Source organism: Alcaligenes sp. NLF5-7 (genome assembly GCF_024266725.1).
Classification (GTDB): Bacteria; Pseudomonadota; Gammaproteobacteria; order Burkholderiales; family Burkholderiaceae_B; genus Alcaligenes; species Alcaligenes phenolicus.
Window position 1 is genome coordinate 2,780,835 of record NZ_CP100755.1, and the last position, 16,828, is coordinate 2,797,662.

Genomic DNA, 16,828 nt, shown 5'->3' on the forward strand with positions numbered 1-16,828 from the left:
GAAGAGTCCAGCCGAATCGCTGATCACTTTGCGACCAGTCTTCGGGTTTGAAGTAGGTGGCTGACACAAGCTGGGCTTGCCGTAACCATGACAGAGGTCCGGCAAACAGAATCCAAATGAGGGGAGGCATGGCAGGTTCCTGTGACAACAAAGAGGCAGCCAACATGGCTTGCCTTAATTAGGTACCTGGACTATAAAACCTCAAGTTAACTTGAGGTCAAGGGGTGTCAAGATGGCAAAAACAGTGGATTTCAGTCGTGCCTTGACGGTGGGGGAAGTGGCCAAACGCAGTGGTGTCCCTGTCTCGACCGTGCATTTTTATGAAGCCAAGGGCTTGATTGCCAGTACCCGTAATAGCGGGAACCAGCGTCGTTTTGATTCGGTGGTTTTACGCTACATTGCGATCATCAAAGTAGCGCAGCGTACCGGGATTCCTCTGGAGGAAATCCACGAGGCCTTGCGTGGTTTGCCACCGGGCAGCAAGCCATCGAGCAAGCAATGGCGAGCCATGTCCAGCCGTTGGCAGGCCAGTTTGAATGATCGTATTGAGCAGTTGACGCGACTGCGCGATGAGCTGACCCACTGTATTGGCTGTGGGTGCTTGTCCATGAGTGAGTGTCCCTTGCGTAATCCGGCCGATATTCTGGGCCAGCAAGGGCCCGGTCCCCAGATTCTGGAAAGAAAACTGGAGACCGGAACAGAGGCTTAGCTCGGGTCGGGCGACTGCGCGTACAGCGCGGTGGCTTCGGAAGTGACCAGGGACTGATAGCGCTCGAAGTGGTTCAGGATGTCGTTAATGACCTGACTGGAGGACAGGCCCATCAAGTCATAACCCCGACTGCCATCGGCAAAGACAGTACGCACTTGCCATTCTTGAGGGCGAGCCTGTTCGTTGCGTGCTGCTGCCGCGGTAAAGCTGGCAACCCGACGAGCGCGCAACTCGACGCCATAGACAAAGTTACGCTGGTTGTCGGCCTGAATGGTCAGTTGGGCCGTATCCTGCTCGCTTGTCTCCAGGCTGACATTCAGATTGCGTTTGCCCAGCTCGTCGGCCACGGCCTGCAAAGCGGGAACCACGGTTTCACCCATGAAGCGCCGGGCATCGCGTTGGTTGGGCGTGTGCAGGATCGTCGAGAGGCGTCGACGCCAGGACACTTCCGAGCCGGGAGCCGGGCCGGACATGGGGCCTTGACGACGCAATCGTGACATATCTGCCTTCATGCCTTTGAACAGCCCCAGGATCAACAAGAACATGATGATGGCAAAGGGCAGGGCGCTGACCAGCGTGACGGTTTGCAAGGCTGTCAGACCACCGGCCAGCAAGAGCAGGGAGGCAGCGGTGCCTTCCAGCGCGCACCAGTAAATGCGTTGCCAGACTGGAGCATCTTCCACCCCACCGGCGGCCAGGGTATCGATAACCAAAGAGCCCGAGTCGGCCGAGGTCACAAAGAAAATGGCTACCAGGATAATTGCCAAAGTCGAGGTTACATTGGACCAAGGCAGGTATTCCAGGAACTCGAAAAGGGCCACGGATGCATTCGCGGCAGCATCCTGGGCTAGTTGGCCTGCCGCCACACCCATATCCAGGAAGATGGCGGTGTTGCCAAAAACGGTCATCCAGAAGAAGGTGAAGACGGTGGGCACCAGCAAGACGCCCAGTACGAATTCACGTACGGTGCGGCCACGCGAGATGCGGGCGATGAACATGCCGACAAAGGGCGACCACGCGATCCACCAGGCCCAGTAAAACAGGGTCCAGGCTTTCATCCAGCTTTGCCCGCGGAATGCTTGTGTACTAAATGAGCGTGCAAAGAAGTTATCGAGATAACCGCCGATATTCTGTACAAAAGCATTCATCAAAAAGGCTGTGGGGCCCACGGCGAGCACAAACAGCATCAAGGCAATGGCAACCAGCAAATTCAGTTCGGACAGGCGGCGAATGCCAACATCCAGTCCACTGACAACAGATAAGGTAGCCAGTGAGGTAACCACCACAATCAGGACAATTTGCAGCCAGGTTTCCTGCGGCCAGCCAAATAAATGCTCCAGACCGGCATTGATTTGAAGTACGCCCAAACCCATGGAGGTAGCAATACCAAATAGCGTGCCGCACACGGCAAAAATATCCACGCTATCGCCAATCCAGCCTTCAATACGCTTGCCAAATAAGGGATACAGGCCCGAGCGGATGGTTAAAGGCAGGTTGTAGCGAAAGCAGAAGTAGGCCAGCGACAAGCCAACGACCGCATAGACGGCCCAGGCGTGAACGCCCCAGTGAAAGAAGGTGATGATCTGCGCCTGATGGGCGGCTTCCACTGTGCTGGCCAGGCCCGAGGGCGGGGCCGAGAAGTGTTGCAGTGGCTCGGCCACGGCAAAGAACATCAGGCCAATCCCCATACCGGCAGCAAATAGCATCGCCATCCAGGTGAGATAGGGGTAATCAGGCTCCGAGTCGTCCGGCCCTAATTTCAAATTGCCGTAGCGGCTTAATGCCAGATAGACGACGGCAAAGAAAAACAGGGCCACAGCCAGGATATAGAACCAGCCGAAACTTTTGATGACCCAGTTTTGTAACTGCTCAAAAATAAGTGCGGCGTCTTTAGGGAAAATAATCCCGATCAGCAAAAAGACCAGGACGATAAAGGTAGATCCCCAGAACACCCGTGGATGTAGCGTGCTTTTAAAAGGCAGCCCCATGTCATGCTCCGTTTGTAACTAAGAGGGCACAGCTTAACGAGAACGACTGCCGGTTGAAAGGTTTGTTAGATTAGGAAATATTTGCTCAGGCTCGGAAAGGATCTATTGGCAAAATTAATTCCTGATGTCCGGCCTGGCGGGTCAACTCCAATTGATGCAGCACACTGGCACTGGCCGTATGCACCGCAGAATGCAGGTCTGCACCCAAAATAAGATGGGCCAGCAAGGTGGAGGCAAACAGGTCTCCGGTACCTTTGGCGGCACAATCCACGCGCGGATGGCTAAGCAGGGTGTCGGCACGCGGCTCCTTGCGAGACATCAATAATTTGATCTGACCATCCTGCCAGGAGTCGGGGGCGGCACTGGTGGCAATGACCCATTCGGTCCGGCCATTTAGCAAGGCGTGCGCGGCGCTGGAACTGCCCTGGATGGTGTCGCAAGGCTGTTGGGACAGCAAGGACAGCTCGTAATTATTGGGGGTCAGGCCCGTGGCCAGCGGCAGCAAGGTTTCGTGATAGGCGGGGATCAGTGCCGGGTCTACGTAGACGCCTACATCCAGATCACCCATGACCGGGTCCACTATCACCAGAGTGTCAGGGTGCTCTTGCAGCAACGCTTTTAACCAGCGTGCAATGATGACGGCCTGGTTGGCGCTGCCCAGATAACCGATCAGGACAGCGTGTACCTTGTCCAGCGCACCGCGCAAGACCAGATCATTCAGAAAGCCTTCCAGCCATTCATCGGGGACAGCGCCGCCGTGCACCGTGGGGTATTGCGGGTTGTTGCTGAGCAACACGGTGGGAACGGCGGCCACTTTAAAGCCGTGTCTACGCAAAGTCGGGCCGGCAACATTGTTGCCCACCCGACCGTAGACGACTTGCGACTGAATCGAAACGACATCCACATGGTAGGGATGTCGTTCACGATCGACGAACGTTACAGCAGCAGTGTTCATGCAGCGCAATCAGCGGAACTGGCCTGTTTAAGTTGGCTGAGCCAGCTGGTCAGGACCGTAGCGGCAGCGGCGTGCAGGCGTTTTTGTACCGCCATGGCTTCCAGACGCAGCATTTGCGGATCGATATCAGCTTGTCCCAGTTCGTTGGCATGACCAACCAGCCAGCGTTCCAGTTTGCTGGTGTCGGCTTCCAGGTGAAATTGCAGGCCCAGTACTTGGGTTCCGAAGGAGAAGGCCTGATTGGGGCCTACGTCCGTGCTGGCCAGGTGAATGGCTCCGTCTGGAATATCGAACTGATCCCCATGCCAGTGCAGGACGGGAATGCCGCTAACGGCGGCCAGGGGCGATTCTTTGCCCGCTTCGCTCAGTTTCAACGGAGAGAAACCGATTTCTTTCACACCCAGGGGGTAGACATTGGCACCCAGGGCGCGCGCAATCAATTGTGCGCCCAGGCAAATGCCCAGCAAAGGTTTGCCTGCCAGCAAGAACTTGTTGATCAGTTCCAGCTCATCAGACAGGAAGGGGTAAATCTTTTCGTCGTAGGCGCCGATTGGCCCGCCCAATACAACCAGCAGGTCAGCGTCCTGTTCACCCACGTGACGCAGTGACTCGACGGAAGGGTCAATGTATTGAACTTGGTAGCCCTGTTCGATCAGAACAGGCTCCAGTGTGCCCAAGTCTTCAAAATGGATATGACGCAGTGCGATGACTTTCTTCATAAGAGGTTCTTTCAATCCAGATGGTAAGGATGTCAGCTCGTGGTACCGATGTCTACATTAATGGCACCCGATAAGGGGAAGGTGCAACATGCCAGTGCATGGCCCTGGGCCTTGTCCTGGTCGCTCAGGCAAAAATCCGGTTCAGAGCGGTACTCGCCCTCCGAAATCTGTACCCGGCAAGCGCCGCAAATGCCCGAACGGCATTGGCTGCGAATAGGCACATCGCCTGCTTCCAGCATTTCCAGCAGGCTGCTGCCCGGCTCAGGGTTGAGCGTTTGCCCGGTGCTGCGTACATTGATTTGCAAGGGCGCGCTGTCTGCTTCAGGCAGGATTTCCACGCCGGAACTGGCGGGCGGGGAAAAAGCCTCGATCAACATGTGCGAGATGGGGTGAGCCTGAAGGGTGTATTCGCGCAAGGCCTGGGCAAAACCGTGGCTGCCGCAAATCACGACGGCCTGTGGGTCTTTTAACTGCTCCATATTTTCAAAAGAGGGGCGACCCACTTTGAAATGAGCGCTTTCGCGAATCTTTTCCTGCGTGACAAACACGGTCAGCGTGAACCAGCTGGTGCCCAGATCCAGTTGCAGCAGTTCATGCAGGAAGGGAATGTCGGCAATACGGGCAATACTGAGCAGCAAATGTACTTGTGGCACAGGCAAGCCGTCCTGGGCTCGCGCCGCCAATTCACGCAGCAAGGCAATGGGCAGGGTAATGCCAATGCCGCCGGCGATCATGGCGATACGCTGGTAACCCACAATGGAGTTCACCGAGATTTCACCCGCCACATATTGCAGGGGCACACTCATGCCCTCGCGCAAGGTGGCGTGCAGGTGATCGGAGACGCTATTGCGGCCCGACCCTTTCACGGCAATTTCAATCAGGTCTGGATCGGCCACACGGGTGATCGAATACATACGCTGTTGAATGGTGCCGCCGGTATCTGGGTAGCTCAGGGCGACATGCTTGCCTGCCTGCAAGGCTCTCAGAAAATCAAAGTGGCCACTTTGCACTCGCAAGGTAAACACTTTGACGTTTCCGGCCTCGGGGCGAACGGTCTCGCAGCGCGCCTGAATCATGGCTGTCATTGCAGCGCCTCCTGCTGTTCGGCCTCGGCAGGAGCCTTGCCGGACTTGCTGTTCAGGCCAATGCGCTCGATCAGGCTTTCTACCGAGCCGGTGTACACGCCAATTTCGTTGGAGTCGCCGGTGTCGTGCAAAATGTCGCGGGCATTGGGGAAATTCACCATGGAAAAGACTTTTTCCCAGGCGCCCATTTCATTGTTGGCGAACATTTCTACGGTGCGCAAAATAACGGCGCGCATATGCTCGCGCTCTTTCTGGCTCAGTCCGTGAATGATGTCCGACGCAACAAAGCTGAACACGCTGGAGTGGCTCCACTCGTCCATGGCATGGGTGCGGGTAACTTCATGGCACACGGTCTGGATGCTCTTGTCCTCGGCCATGGTCTTCAGGTAGTCGGTAATCAGGGTCTCGGACGCGCAGGCAATGGCAAAGCGGGTCAGACGACGCTCGGATTCGGAACCGCATTGGCTCAGGATGTCATTGCGCCACTGCACCAGGTTGAAATTGGTGAAATCCAGGGGCGTCAGACCACGCATGGAGTAGATGTAGTTGCAGGCCATGATGGACATGCGAGTGTGCAGGGCCTCGTCCAGCAAGGCCTGGGACATCACGTCTTGCAGTAGATTGCGGTTGGCGCTTGGGGGCGGGGTCTTGATGATGTCTTCGCAAGAAGGCGTGACCACGTTGCACTCAACGTAAATGGTCTTCAGGTTGTAAATGCCCCAGGCGTAGGACAAGCACTGCGATTTCAATTCTTCAGGAGCTTCCAGCCATGCCTGATGCCCGCGAAAAGGCAGCAGGCATTCACTGAAATCGGCCTTGTTGGGATCGAAAGCCAGATTGTTGTAGTCCGGCAGTTCCTGATTCACGGCAGCCCGGTTTTTCCAAAGTACAGACAGCTTTTGCAGCATATTCCGTACGGCGTCATCAGTTTCGTAGCTTTTGATTGTCATTTCAAACTTCCTTGCTGTTGATTGCGATCTGTTCGAAATGAACAGGTCGTTTCTTTACTCCACCTATCTTTATTTCCAAATGGAAATTCGCAGGCTTAAAAGGATTTGCCGATTCTTATGGACAAGGCCCAAAAAAATCCCGTTGCCGGGTTTCTTGAGCTGTGGGGATCAGCGTGGTTGAACTGCCGTTAAAGCAATGGCGTTTCCTGTAGTCGTGGGAAAACTGGGGATGTGTTTATCGTGTACAGATTGAAAAAGGTGATAATCTGCTTGAACGTTTAGAAGTACGGGCGTTGAGTATTCGTTGGCTGCATTCTAATGATCCTATGACAATAAATGACAGACCATTTCAAGATCATTTGACAGACCACTTAATGATAAAAATTTGAATCTTGTTTTAATTCTTGACCAGGATGATCGGGATTGGCGTTCTCTCTGTGTTTCAGAGGGTTTTTAATTCTTTATGCTTTGAATTTTTATTCAAATAACAATAATTAAAAGTGGTCTGGTGAGTTAATTTTTAATGGACTGTTTTATAGATCGATAAACAGAATAGGATGTTTATCTTTCGCCCTTGGAGTTCGTGCGTCCAGGGCAGCACTTTTGCCTGGTAACGGGCAATGAGCCACGACCCTATCGTGGCCAATCTCTAAACAGGAACTCCCATGAAGAGTCTTGCCGGTGGCGACACCCCCCACCAGCCTCTGGCGGGTTCGCAATTTCTACAGCAAAGTGATCGCAATCTTTGGGACATCATCGAAGCCGAACGGCGTCGTCAACAACACACCATTGAGCTGATCGCTTCCGAGAATTACCTGAGCCGCTCCGTTTTGGACGTGCAGGGCTCCTTGCTCAGCAACAAGCAGGCGCAAGGCTATCCTGGGCAACGGATTTACGGCGGGTGCGAACAAGCCGATCAAACCGAAGAGCTGGCTATCGAGCGGGCCAAGTCGGTTTTTGGGGCCTCTTACGCCAATGTGCAGGCGCACTCGGGCAGCCAGGCCAATCTGGCGGTGTACCTGGCCTTGCTCTCGCCGGGCGACACGATTCTGGCGCTGGATCAAAGTGCGGGCGGGCACCTTAGCCACGGTTCGCATTTCAATGTGTCCGGACGCTGGTTTCAGACCTGCTCGTACGGAGTGGATCGTCAGACGCAATGGGTCGACATGGACGAGGTTCGTGCCCTGGCCCACAAGGAACGGCCGCGGTTGATCATTGCCGGAGGTTCGTCCTATTCACGTACGCCAAATTTTGCCGAGTTCAGGAATATTGCCAACGAGATCAACGCTTATTTGATGGTGGATTTGGCCCACGGCGCGGGGCTGGTGGCGGCAGGTCTGACGGAGTCACCCGTCAAACATGCCCATGTCACGACCTTTTCCACGCATGGCACCTTACGCGGACCGCGTGGTGGGATTATCTTGAGCAATGAGCCCAAGCTGGCCGAGCGCTTGAGCCAGGCCGTATATCCAGGGCTGCAAGGCGGACCTTTGCTGAACATTCTGGCCGCCAAGGCGGTGGCTTTGGGTGAAGCGATGAGCCCATCCTATAAGGCCTATGCCCAGTCCGTCATCATCAATGCGCGCAGCCTGTGTCGCCGCTTGTCCGAAGGTGGGCTGACGGTGGTGTCAGGGGGAACAGACTGTCATTTTGGTGTGGTGGATTTGCGCCCTTGGGGCCTTTCCGGGCCTTTGGTTGAGCAGGTTCTGGCTCAGTTGGGCATTAGCTTGAGCAAACACCGTGTGCCGTATGAGCAAGCCTCTGGCGCCTATTCGGGGGTACGGGTCGGCAGTGCCGCCTGTACGACTCGCGGTTTGGGTGAAGATGATTTCAAGGAAATTGGCGACATGATTCTGGCCTTGCTGGGCGGGGTGCGCAGTGGTTCGCGCAATCCCCGCACCGAGAATGCCATTTTGGAAGGGGTCGCAGACCTGAACCGGCGATACCCCTTGATGTACTGATTTTTCCCGGCTCAGCCTTTGCCCTGACGCAGAGCGTTGGCCAGACGCAACATGGCGGACTCGATCTCGTAGGCGGTCAGGGAGGCATAGCCCAGCAGCCAGCCCTGTTGTTTTTCTTCACCAATGTACAGACGGCTCAAACCCGGCAGTTGAACGCCAGCGCTCAAGGCGCGGCGCAGCGTGTGTTCTTCTGACCAGCCCGGCTCCAGAAAGCAGGGAATCTGCAAACCGCCTTCAGGTCGGGCCGCACGAACGATTCCTTGTAAGTGCTGCTCGATGGCTTCCAGCATGATCTCCCGCCGCCCGGCATACAGCTTGCGCATAGCGCGAATATGCGAGTTGTAATGTCCGTCCTCCATAAAACGCGCCAGCGTCAGCTGCAGGATTTGCGGTGTGTGACCATCCATGATGCTGCGTGCCTGGGTGAAGGGTTTGACCAGCTCGGGTGGCAGGGCCATATAGCCCATGCGCAGGCCCGGATACAGGGTTTTGCTGAAGGTGCCCAAGTAGATTGTGCGTTGGTATTTATCCAGACCCTGCACACACGCCGTGGGTAAGCCGTCGTAATGAAATTCACTGTCGTAGTCGTCTTCCATAATCCAGCGGCCATTTTCAGCCGCCCAGTGTATGAGCTCCAGACGACGTTCCAGGGACATGGTGGCCCCGGTGGGGTACTGGTGCGAGGGTGTCACGTAAATGCAGTTCGCGCCGCTGCGATCTTCATTCAGCAGATCGGTGCGCAAGCCTTGCTCGTCCACGCCAATCGGTACGACACGAGCCTCGGCCGCTTCAAAGGCTTTGCGGGCGCCGAAGTAGCCAGGATTTTCAACCAGAATGGGTTTGCCAGCATCGACCAGTAATTGCGCGCACAGGAACAAGGCCTGGCGCGTGCTGCTCAGAATCAAAATTTGATCGGCCGAGACCTTCGCACCACGCTCCAGATTCAGGTACACGGCAATCGCTTTACGCAGGGACTCGGTGCCTTGCGGATCGCCATGCAGCAGGATGTTGGCTCGATAGTCTTTCATGGCCTGACGCTGCAGGCGTTCCCACACATCGGTGGGGAAGTTGCGGGTTTCCGGCAGGCCAGTGGCAAAGGCCTTGATGGTCTGTTGATCGGCAATGCCGCCACTTTCAAACACGGCGCGACCCCGACGGCTCAAGCCCGTACCGGGTTCCATTACGCTGCGTTTCAGATCCTGGGCTTTGATGCGGCGATAGGCACTGCCGCGCAGCTCCGTGCCGACCGACTCGGAAACATAGCTGCCCGAGCCCTCGCGCCGCACGATAAAGCCGTCGCGATGCAGTTGAACATAGGCGTTTTCAACCGTATCGCGGGCCATGCCCAAGGATTTGGCCAGCGAGCGTGTGGCAGGCAGCTTGACCCCCGGACCCAGCGCGCCATCCAGAATCAACGCCCGCAAGGCACGCTGAATGCGTTGGTGAAGATCCAGGGATTGAAGTTCGTCATCGTTAAGACGCATCTTCAAGGTGTCCAGTTCAAACGAACGCGTCATGCGGTCTGCTCCAGAGAATATTAATGGTCTGACTAGTCAGACCATTGTGCTCGTAGACTTGATTGTCATTGCCGAAATAGGGGGGCCTGTTCCGGCGTTCAGGTTTGTACAGGATCTCAGCAAGTATGTCCCGACCCTTTAATTTCAGCGCAGGGCCCAGCGCCTTGCCAATGGATGTTCTATTGCAAATACGTGATGAGCTGCTTGATTTTGCGGGCACAGGGGTGTCCGTGATGGAAATCAGCCATCGTTCCCAGCCTTTCATGGATTTTGCCCATCGTACCGACGCCGCTGTGCGTCGTGTTCTGGCCGTGCCAACGGACTATCACGTCTTGCTCCTGCAAGGAGGGTCGTACCTGCAGTTTTCTCAAATACCGATGAACCTGCTTCATCAAGCAAACACAGCGGACTATATACATACGGGTTTATGGTCGGAACAGGCGGCTAATGCCGCCAAGCAATATGGGAATGTCGAAATCGTAGCCAGTTCTTATGAAACTGGATTTGATCGTATTCCCGAGATTAATGAATCTAATATTAATCGGGATGCAGCGTACTTGCATTACACAGAGAACGAAACTGCACAGGGCTTGCAATTTTCAAAACCACCTGTTTCACCTATTCCCTTGGTATGTGATGCTTGCTCCAGCTTGATGTCAAAACCGATTGATGTCTCGGCTCACGATTTGATTTATGCCTCGGCCCAGAAAAATATGGGAATTGCCGGTGTTACGCTGGTATTACTTAATCCTGCTATTTTAGACAGGCCTTTGGCAAATACGCCACAAGCTTTGGATTTTTCCATTCAAGCAAAAAAACAATCGCTATTAAATACGCCCTCAACCTTTTCCTGGTATGTGCTGGGTTTGATGCTGGAATGGATAGAGCGTGTTGGTGGAATAGAAGTATTGCACAAAATAAATAAGAAAAAGTCGCAGCTGCTCTATGAGATTATTGATGGCAGTGATGGTTTCTATATCAACAATGTTTTACCTGACTATCGATCCATCAATAATGTTCCATTTCATATTGCTGAAACTGATTTAGATATTTTATTTGTTGAAGAAGCGCAAAAGAATGGTTTTCACGGCTTGAAGGGCCATCAGTCAACGGGGGGCTTGCGCGCCAGCATCTACAACGCCGTCACCTTGGATGCGGTACAGGCGCTGGGAGAGTTCATGCGCGAGTTCAAGCGCACGCACGGTTAGGGCGTGCGCCTGCTTTGCAAGGCGGCCAAGCAAGTAGCCGCGACGTGGGTAGAAATTTTTTTAAGGAAAAGCGATGTACGACAACACACTCAGCCTGGCTGAATTCGACAAGGAATTGGCTCAGGCCATTCAGGGCGAAGAAAGCCGTCAGGAAGATCACGTAGAACTGATTGCCTCGGAAAACTACGCCAGCCCTTTGGTTATGCAGGTTCAGAACTCCGTGTTTACCAACAAATACGCCGAGGGTTACCCGGACAAGCGTTACTACGCCGGTTGTGAATTTGTAGATGTAGCCGAACGTCTGGCTATCGAGCGTCTGAAAGCGGTGTTCGATTGTGATTACGCCAACGTACAGCCTCATGCTGGAGCGCAGGCTAACACTGCAGTATTCCTGGCTTTGCTCAAACCGGGCGATACGGTGATGGGGATGAACCTGGCTCAGGGTGGTCACCTGACCCACGGTAACCCCATCAACATTTCCGGGCGTCTTTACAACATTGTTCCTTACGGAGTTGATACCCGAACCGGGCTGATCGATTACGACGAAATGGAGCGCATTGCTATCGAGACCAAGCCCAAAATGCTGATTGGTGGTTTCTCCGCCTATTCGCGTGTGAAGGATTGGGCGCGTATGCGCCAGATTGCTGACAAGGTCGGTGCCTGGTTCTGGGTGGATATGGCCCACGTAGCTGGTCTGGTGGCGGCGGGTGAGTACCCCAGCCCCTTGCCACACGCCCATGTAGTCACCAGCACAACGCACAAAACCCTGCGCGGTCCACGTGGTGGCGTGATCATGGCTAAAGGGCAAAGCGAAGATTTCTACAAACGTCTGAATTCCGCTGTATTCCCCGGCGTGCAAGGCGGCCCATTGATGCACTTGATCGCGGCCAAAGCCATTGCTTTCAAAGAGGCTCTGCAGCCGGAATTCCGTACCTATCAGCAAAACGTGGTGCGTAATGCCCGTGCCATGGCGGCGGTACTGATGCAGCGTGGTCACAACATCGTGTCAGGCGGGACAGATAACCACATGATGCTGATCAACTTGTCGACCAAGCCCTACACCGGGCAAGAGGCCAGTGATGCCTTGGCAGATGCCTATATCACCGTGAACAAGAATTCGGTGCCCAATGATCCCCGTTCGCCCATGGTGACCTCGGGTATTCGTATCGGAACGCCGGCTGTAACAACACGTGGCTTTACGGTGAAGGACTGCGAGCAGCTGGCGCATTACTTGTGTGATGTGCTTGATGCCTACGAGGCTGGCACTTTAGATAAGGTCAAGCACGAGATTCGGGAAAAAATTGTGAACCTGTGCCGAAGCTATCCGGTGTATCAGGTGCAGACGGAGCCAGCGCAGCTGTGATTTAATTAATTTTTTATAGGAGCCCAGCCACTTTGGTGGTTGGGTTTTTTATATGGTAGTTGCACTGTTTTTGTTGAGCTTTAAATAATTGAGGGAAGGATGAAGCTATACGAGAATATTACTATTGGTAATTTTCTGTTTGCGCTTGGTTACTCTCTGCGTGATAAGCAGAGAAAAAATATGCTTGCAGGCTCAGTTAATCTATTGCAGCAAACCCCCGCTGATAAATTGTTAGGTGACGTACTCCTCAAGTTTACAGGCGTCGTTCGGCTTATTGAGTTTAAGGCGGAGGGAGCGAATTTAGCTAAGGAGAAAAGCCGACATTCGATTTTGTGTGTGGCAGTTCAAGAGAGGCAGTTTGAGTCGATTTCGAGAGAGGTCCATTGGTCAATTGAAACCAAAGCTACCGAAAATACTCTTGGATTAAGGGTGGTTCCATACTTGGATGCTTTTCCCCGTCCAAGAGGTCCAAAAATAGAGCTGTTGGAAGACTTTATTCACACTTTAGCCAAAGATATAGTCACCCAAAATTTTCTATATACAGGGGCTCAAATAAATGAATACTTGGCTTGGGTAAGACGCACGCAGGGGAAGGGGGAAGTAGGTTCAGGGGGGCTTTTGCTTTTGGCTGAGCCAGGAGGGCTTCTTAGATTCGCACCACTCACTGATTTGTTAGAGTTGAATCTTGAGCATTCTCTATGGATAAAGGAAAGGCAGGCGAAGTTAGAGAAGGATCTTGAACTCGTGAGACAGCGTGCGAAAGAGCGACAATATAAACTTGAACGGAAAGGGCTAAGTTTGGAAAGGTAGATATGACACCTAAAGAATTTGATGACCAGATTCAGACTCAACTCGATGTGGTGACTAAGATTTTAATTGCCAGCGGGCAAAACCAAGAAAAAGCAGAAGCTGCGATTTCTGCATTGGATGAGATGCGGACAAGGATAGAAGCCCGTATGGGGACTCTTGCGCAGTCTGTGGTTCATAAGATTGATGGGGCTGCGACGACCCATGCTGTTGAAGCAGCTAAGCTGCTTCAACAGCATTTCATAAAAGCTGACGAGCAAGCTGTGCTAGCGGCGGACAGGTATAGGCGTGCGGCGAGATGGTTGGGACTTAAGATTTTTTGTAGTCTAACCATTTTGATATTTGTAATTTTGGGCGCTGCATTGTTAGTTGTTATGAGTATCATTCCGACGAAGGAGGAAATCGATACTCGGCGCCAAGAGATAGCTGCTATGGAATCACGCGCTCTTGAATTGGAAAAGTTAGGTGTAAATCTTATTTGGTCTAAGTGTAGTGGCTCGCTGTGTTTCAGAACAAACGAGAAAGAGGGGGCATGGGGCTCAAATGGTGAAACCTGGCGTAGGCCTTACGAGAGAAGATAATTAATGATATTTAACTTTTTTTAATTTAAAAAATTTTGGAAGGTTTTTTTAAATATAAGACTTTTTTTAATGGTAATTAATGAGATTAGAAAAATTCTTATGGGATAAGTATTTAATTAAATTGTGGATCATTGAGGGGGCTTGATTTTTTGGAATCGTGGTCGTTGTATGCAGAGTAAGGGTGTGGGATGAGACATGGAGCCTACATGGTGCTCTGCACCCTTGCCACTGCAAAAAGTAGCGAGGCGATCAGCCCCTCAACTTCCAATCTCCATACCCTTTCGCCCGCAGCTCACAAGCCGGACATTGCCCGCAGCCATATCCCCAGTCATGCAGGGTTTCCCGCTCGTTCTGGTAACAGGTATGGCTGTCTTCCTGAATCAGCTTCACTAAAGCATCCGAGCCCAGCTGGTGGGCCAGCTCCCAAGTATCTGCTTTATCCAGCCCCATCAGTGGTGTTTCCACGGTCAGTGGGCGCTCGATCCCCAGGCTTAATGCCACCTGCAGTGCTTTCAGCGTGTTATCGCGGCAGTCCGGGTAGCCCGAATAATCGGTTTCGGACATACCGCCAACCAGCGTATCCAGTCCCCGACGGTAGGCCAGGGCGCCAGCCAGGGTAAAGAACAGCAGGTTTCGACCCGGCACAAAGGTATTGGGCAGACCATCTTCCTGCATGGCAATCGTCATGGATTCAGTCATCGCGCTGCCGCCTATCTGAGCCAGGACGCTGGCATCGAGCACATGGTCTTGCCCGAGGCGCTCTGCCCAGTGCGGGAACTGCTGGCAAAGCTTGTCTCTTAGTGTCTGTCGACACTGCAATTCCGCATGGTTGCGTTGGCCGTAGTCAAAGCCCACGGTTTCTACAAAGGCAAAGCGGTCCAAAGCCCAGGCCAGACAGGTGGCTGAATCCTGTCCGCCCGAAAAGAGAACCAGTGCCCGGCGGCGGGGAGTGTGCGGCTTCATGCTTTGACCTGTGCGGTGCTCAGGGCGCGGCGCTTCATGGTGCTGATCAGGGAATTGAGCAGTACGCCATACATGGGTACAAACAGCAGCAGGCTGACGCCCAGTTTGATGACGTAATCGACGACGGCGATCTCGCCCCAGTGTTCGGCCATGAAGGGATTGCTGCTGTGCCAGAAAGCGATGCCGAAAAAGGCCAAGGTATCCAGTGCCTGCCCAAAGATCGAGGCGGCCGCTGGAGCAAGCCACCATTGTTTGTAGTCGCGACGGATGCGATCAAAGACCTGTACATCCAGCAGTTGCCCTAATACATAGGCGGCAAAGCTGGCCAAGGCAATACGGAACACAAAGCTGTTGAATTCGCCCAGTGCTTGCAAGCCGTTGAACTGCCCTTCATTAAAAAGCACCGAGACCACATAAGAGGCGATCAGGGCTGGAAACATCGCGCGGGTAATCACGCGGCGCGCTTCGGACTTGCCCATCAAGCGGACGGTCAGGTCGGTAGCCAGAAAAACAAAGGGAAAGCTGAAGGCTCCCCAGGTGCTATGGAAGCCGAACAGTTCAATAGGAAGTTGAACCAGATAATTGCTGGCAATCACAATAAAAATGTGAAAGGCAATCAGAAGTCGTACGTAGAACGACAGCCGTGAAGACGGCACGGTAGGCAGAGTCATGTCTGGACCTTTTTGGTGAATGGGGTGAGGGAACCCATTGAAAATGGACTGCAACCGACTATTGTACGGTCAGTTGCGGTTCGATGGAATGGTTGTTGCCCGCAAGTGTAGCGTGTGCATCAGACGCGCTTATACGTCTGCCTTGATGAGGCTTATGGCACAGCCAAGGGGTAGGGGGCATGCAGAGGCTCAAACAAGCCCGCTTGCCAAAGCAGATGAACTTGTTTGGCTTGTTCTTGATGAGCAGCCCTTAGGCCGATGCAGGTTGCAGGCACTCTATCAGCAAGCGCTTGTGCAACTGATGTACTTCTTCAAAGGGCACGGGCGAGTTCTGTGGTCCCAGAACCAGCAAAACCATCAGCCACATCAGGGAGGGAGAGGCGGCCAGGATGTAGTCGGAGGGACTGACGTCAGGGCGGATGAGACCTCGCTGTATGCCCAGTTCAAAAAACGCCTGATTGGCGGTGTAGTTCTGGCTCAGGAGCTGTTTGCCCCAGTAATGGGCCAGATCCGGCACGCGGCCACTTTCTGTCATCAAAAGCCTGAACATGGCTTGCACGTCCGGGTTGGACAGGCGTTCATACAACTGGTGCAGGTACTCATCCACGATACAGGACAGGGTGTCTGCCTCGGAGGTATCGGACAACTCAAAGGTATTGCCATCAGGTGGCAGCAGAGTGCTGTGGAGCATGTCCTCGAACACTTCATCTTTGCTGCTGTAGTGCGCGTAGATGCCGGACTTGGAGATCCCGGCGCGCGCGGCGATGCGCTCCAGCGAAGTGCCCAGAAATCCCCGATGAGAAAACTCTTCAAAAGCGGCTTTCAGGATTTCGCGTTTGCGCTCAGCTGACGGTAGGTAACGTCGCTTGTTTGTGCTTTCGTTTTTAGAAGGTTTATTTTGGTGCGTGTCTGTCATGTCATCCTGTGGGGATGGGCAAGATATGGGGCTTGCAGTATATCAGGCCACTTGTCCCAGGCCGATGGCAAGCCAGCCTGGCTGCGGCTGGAGGGCTTGACGAGGGGCTGTGCTTGTTTTGTCACATTGCTGTGGAAATAATAGTTGTGCCATGAGTCTGGGTTACCGCTTGTTTCACTGGATTGCATCGCCTTTGTTTTTTAAAGCCTGAGTTTTTTTAGTGAGGCTTTATTTGTTTTTCCACTTGTTTTTATTTCCCTATTCCATAACAGGCACGGTATAACAACAAATGTGGTTGAGGCTGGTCGTTTTTTATCTGCCATGAACTTGATCTAACGCAAAGGTTTTTTATGGCTCTTTATTAAAAGGCCTGCATACAAAAAGTTTAGATGTAAACTGGTGTATTGTTAAAAAGACTAAGCAGTCGTATCTGTT

Annotated in this window: 15 protein-coding genes; 6 read left to right on the top strand and 9 right to left on the bottom strand. The window is 53.3% G+C overall.

Annotation, left to right across the window (positions count from 1 at the left end; all coding sequences use genetic code 11):
* Nucleotides 1-232: 232 nt before the first annotated feature.
* A complete protein-coding gene (gene soxR, locus MID00_RS12780) occupies nucleotides 233-709 on the top strand; it encodes a redox-sensitive transcriptional activator SoxR (RefSeq protein ID WP_009459330.1) in 477 nt (158 codons plus the stop codon).
* Here soxR and MID00_RS12785 read toward each other — a convergent pair.
* The 5 genes from MID00_RS12785 to MID00_RS12805 form a co-directional block, all read right to left on the bottom strand.
* Complete coding sequence (locus tag MID00_RS12785) at nucleotides 706-2,697, bottom strand: choline BCCT transporter BetT (protein WP_009459329.1); 1,992 nt, start codon at nucleotides 2,695-2,697, stop codon at nucleotides 706-708. The two genes, soxR and MID00_RS12785, sit on opposite strands and share 4 nt — an antisense overlap.
* Before the next feature lie 85 nt (nucleotides 2,698-2,782).
* The gene (pdxK, locus tag MID00_RS12790; RefSeq protein WP_254498914.1) at nucleotides 2,783-3,652 is read right to left on the bottom strand and encodes a pyridoxine/pyridoxal/pyridoxamine kinase; all 870 of its coding nucleotides are present in this window, start codon (nucleotides 3,650-3,652) and stop codon (nucleotides 2,783-2,785) included.
* Nucleotides 3,649-4,371 (bottom strand): glutamine amidotransferase, encoded by a 723-nt coding sequence (locus tag MID00_RS12795; protein ID WP_021446939.1) that lies wholly within the window; start codon nucleotides 4,369-4,371, stop codon nucleotides 3,649-3,651. Before MID00_RS12795 ends, pdxK begins: the two co-directional genes overlap by 4 nt.
* 32 nt (nucleotides 4,372-4,403) lie before the next feature.
* Nucleotides 4,404-5,456 carry a 2Fe-2S iron-sulfur cluster-binding protein gene (locus tag MID00_RS12800; protein WP_254498915.1) on the bottom strand — a complete coding sequence of 351 codons (1,053 nt, stop codon included), beginning with the start codon at nucleotides 5,454-5,456 and terminating at the stop codon, nucleotides 4,404-4,406.
* Nucleotides 5,453-6,406, bottom strand: a complete 954-nt coding sequence (locus tag MID00_RS12805; RefSeq protein WP_009459326.1) for a diiron oxygenase — start codon at nucleotides 6,404-6,406, stop codon at nucleotides 5,453-5,455. The genes MID00_RS12800 and MID00_RS12805 overlap by 4 nt, the downstream gene beginning before the upstream one ends.
* 665 nt (nucleotides 6,407-7,071) lie before the next feature.
* Here MID00_RS12805 and glyA (MID00_RS12810) point away from each other — a divergent pair.
* Nucleotides 7,072-8,367: a serine hydroxymethyltransferase gene (gene glyA / locus MID00_RS12810; protein ID WP_254498916.1), complete on the top strand. Its 1,296-nt coding sequence runs from the start codon at nucleotides 7,072-7,074 to the stop codon at nucleotides 8,365-8,367.
* A gap of 11 nt (nucleotides 8,368-8,378) precedes the next feature.
* On the opposite strand, the gene MID00_RS12815 is transcribed toward glyA (MID00_RS12810), so the two are convergent.
* A complete protein-coding gene (locus MID00_RS12815) occupies nucleotides 8,379-9,884 on the bottom strand; it encodes a PLP-dependent aminotransferase family protein (RefSeq protein ID WP_021446938.1) in 1,506 nt (501 codons plus the stop codon).
* A gap of 125 nt (nucleotides 9,885-10,009) precedes the next feature.
* Between MID00_RS12815 and serC the strand changes: the two genes are divergently transcribed.
* The 4 genes from serC to MID00_RS12835 all read left to right on the top strand — a co-directional run bounded on the left by serC (nucleotide 10,010) and on the right by MID00_RS12835 (nucleotide 13,843).
* Entirely contained in the window at nucleotides 10,010-11,092 is a 1,083-nt protein-coding gene (gene serC, locus MID00_RS12820; RefSeq protein ID WP_009459323.1) for a 3-phosphoserine/phosphohydroxythreonine transaminase, read from the top strand.
* Between the two features lie 73 nt (nucleotides 11,093-11,165).
* Entirely contained in the window at nucleotides 11,166-12,455 is a 1,290-nt protein-coding gene (glyA, locus tag MID00_RS12825) for a serine hydroxymethyltransferase (protein ID WP_021446937.1), read from the top strand.
* A gap of 99 nt (nucleotides 12,456-12,554) precedes the next feature.
* The gene (locus MID00_RS12830; protein ID WP_009459322.1) at nucleotides 12,555-13,265 is read left to right on the top strand and encodes a hypothetical protein; all 711 of its coding nucleotides are present in this window, start codon (nucleotides 12,555-12,557) and stop codon (nucleotides 13,263-13,265) included.
* Between the two features lie 2 nt (nucleotides 13,266-13,267).
* Nucleotides 13,268-13,843, top strand: a complete 576-nt coding sequence (locus MID00_RS12835) for a hypothetical protein (RefSeq protein ID WP_009459321.1) — start codon at nucleotides 13,268-13,270, stop codon at nucleotides 13,841-13,843.
* 249 nt (nucleotides 13,844-14,092) lie between these two features.
* Here the strand turns inward: MID00_RS12835 and queC are convergent, their stop codons facing one another.
* The 3 genes from queC to MID00_RS12850 form a co-directional block, all read right to left on the bottom strand.
* On the bottom strand, nucleotides 14,093-14,806 hold the full coding sequence (queC, locus tag MID00_RS12840) for a 7-cyano-7-deazaguanine synthase QueC (RefSeq protein ID WP_254498917.1): 714 nt from the start codon (nucleotides 14,804-14,806) through the stop codon (nucleotides 14,093-14,095).
* On the bottom strand, nucleotides 14,803-15,477 hold the full coding sequence (locus tag MID00_RS12845; RefSeq protein WP_022983354.1) for a 7-cyano-7-deazaguanine/7-aminomethyl-7-deazaguanine transporter: 675 nt from the start codon (nucleotides 15,475-15,477) through the stop codon (nucleotides 14,803-14,805). Before MID00_RS12845 ends, queC begins: the two co-directional genes overlap by 4 nt.
* 250 nt (nucleotides 15,478-15,727) lie before the next feature.
* On the bottom strand, nucleotides 15,728-16,393 hold the full coding sequence (locus MID00_RS12850; RefSeq protein ID WP_009459318.1) for a TetR/AcrR family transcriptional regulator: 666 nt from the start codon (nucleotides 16,391-16,393) through the stop codon (nucleotides 15,728-15,730).
* Nucleotides 16,394-16,828 lie beyond the last annotated feature (435 nt).

What these genes read in the sequence shown, in the direction of transcription:
- soxR (WP_009459330.1), top strand. Translation starts at nt 233, where the DNA reads ATGGCAAAAACAGTGGATTTCAGTCGTGCCTTGACGGTGGGGGAAGTG.
- MID00_RS12785 (WP_009459329.1), bottom strand. Translation starts at nt 2,697, where the DNA reads ATGGGGCTGCCTTTTAAAAGCACGCTACATCCACGGGTGTTCTGGGGA.
- pdxK (WP_254498914.1), bottom strand. Translation starts at nt 3,652, where the DNA reads ATGAACACTGCTGCTGTAACGTTCGTCGATCGTGAACGACATCCCTAC.
- MID00_RS12795 (WP_021446939.1), bottom strand. Translation starts at nt 4,371, where the DNA reads ATGAAGAAAGTCATCGCACTGCGTCATATCCATTTTGAAGACTTGGGC.
- MID00_RS12800 (WP_254498915.1), bottom strand. Translation starts at nt 5,456, where the DNA reads ATGACAGCCATGATTCAGGCGCGCTGCGAGACCGTTCGCCCCGAGGCC.
- MID00_RS12805 (WP_009459326.1), bottom strand. Translation starts at nt 6,406, where the DNA reads ATGACAATCAAAAGCTACGAAACTGATGACGCCGTACGGAATATGCTG.
- glyA (WP_254498916.1), top strand. Translation starts at nt 7,072, where the DNA reads ATGAAGAGTCTTGCCGGTGGCGACACCCCCCACCAGCCTCTGGCGGGT.
- MID00_RS12815 (WP_021446938.1), bottom strand. Translation starts at nt 9,884, where the DNA reads ATGACGCGTTCGTTTGAACTGGACACCTTGAAGATGCGTCTTAACGAT.
- serC (WP_009459323.1), top strand. Translation starts at nt 10,010, where the DNA reads ATGTCCCGACCCTTTAATTTCAGCGCAGGGCCCAGCGCCTTGCCAATG.
- glyA (WP_021446937.1), top strand. Translation starts at nt 11,166, where the DNA reads ATGTACGACAACACACTCAGCCTGGCTGAATTCGACAAGGAATTGGCT.
- MID00_RS12830 (WP_009459322.1), top strand. Translation starts at nt 12,555, where the DNA reads ATGAAGCTATACGAGAATATTACTATTGGTAATTTTCTGTTTGCGCTT.
- MID00_RS12835 (WP_009459321.1), top strand. Translation starts at nt 13,268, where the DNA reads ATGACACCTAAAGAATTTGATGACCAGATTCAGACTCAACTCGATGTG.
- queC (WP_254498917.1), bottom strand. Translation starts at nt 14,806, where the DNA reads ATGAAGCCGCACACTCCCCGCCGCCGGGCACTGGTTCTCTTTTCGGGC.
- MID00_RS12845 (WP_022983354.1), bottom strand. Translation starts at nt 15,477, where the DNA reads ATGACTCTGCCTACCGTGCCGTCTTCACGGCTGTCGTTCTACGTACGA.
- MID00_RS12850 (WP_009459318.1), bottom strand. Translation starts at nt 16,393, where the DNA reads ATGACAGACACGCACCAAAATAAACCTTCTAAAAACGAAAGCACAAAC.